The organism is Variovorax sp. CF313 (assembly GCF_000282635.1).
In the GTDB taxonomy this organism is placed as follows: domain Bacteria; phylum Pseudomonadota; class Gammaproteobacteria; order Burkholderiales; family Burkholderiaceae_C; genus Variovorax.
In genome coordinates this window covers 1-1161 of the sequence record NZ_AKIW01000156.1, presented here as the reverse complement: position 1 = coordinate 1161, position 1161 = coordinate 1, and the positions used below count along the sequence as shown (strand labels likewise).

Genomic DNA, 1161 nt, shown 5'->3' with positions numbered 1-1161 from the left:
AGAGCGCGCCGCAGGCCATGCAGGTGAACCTGAACAACAACCAGGGCGGCGGCTCGGCCGCGGCCAACGCCCCGCTCAACAACGCCAACCAGCCCTCCACCGGCGGCCAGATCCAGGCCGACCCGTCGACCAACTCGCTGATCATCACGGCGCCCGAGCCGCAATACCGCCAGATGCGCGCGGTGATCGACCGGCTCGACGGACGCCGCGCCCAGGTCATGATCGAGCGCTCATCGTCGAGGTCAGCGCCAACAAGGCCGCGAACTTCGGCGTGCAGTGGCAGAGCGCGCTGGGCAACAACGCGGTCATCGGCACCAATTCCAGCCTGAACAAGACGAACATCCTGGCGCTGACCCAGGCGCTGGCCACCCGGAACGCCGCCGGCCTGGCGACGTCGATCCAGCCGGGGCTGAACCTGGGCATCGCCGGCAAGATCGGCGGCCAGTACATCCTGGGCGCGATCGCGAACTTCTTCAACAGCGACGGCGACGCCAACGTGCTCTCCACGCCCAACCTGCTGACGCTGGACAACGAAGAGGCCAAGATCATCATCGGCCAGAACGTGCCCTTCCCCACCGGCTCGTATGCCAGCACCTCGGGCTCGGTGGGCGTGAACCCGTTCACCACCGTCGAGCGCAAGGACGTGGGCCTCACCCTGCGCGTGCGCCCGACCATCAACGAGAACGGCACGGTGCGCATGACGATCTTCCAGGAGACCTCGACCGTCGACCAGAACTCGCTGAGCAACCCCAACGGCCCGACCACCAACAAGCGCTCGATCGAGTCGAGCGTGCTGGTGGAAGACGGGGGCCTGGTCATGCTGGGCGGCCTGCTGTCGGACACCTACAACAACAACATCGAGAAGGTGCCGCTGGCCGGCGACATCCCGGTGCTGGGCAACCTGTTCAAGAACGAGAACCGCACGCGCAGCAAGAGCAACCTCATGATGTTCCTGCGCCCGGCGGTGTGCGCGACGGCGCTTCGTCCGAGGCCTTCGCCTACGACCGCTACGACGAGATCCGCGGCCAGCAGCTGCAGACGCAGCCGAACACCGACAACGTCATGCTGCGCGGCGTGAACGCCGCGCCGGTGCTGCCCGACTCCGCACTGCAGCGCTCGAACAACCGCGGCAGCGGCAGCACCCGCATGGAAGGCACGCAG

1 pseudogene is annotated in these 1161 nt (G+C 67.2%); it reads left to right on the top strand.

Annotated features, from left to right (window positions below):
• Nucleotides 1–1161: pseudogene (locus PMI12_RS26200) on the top strand (secretin N-terminal domain-containing protein); the annotation flags it as partial.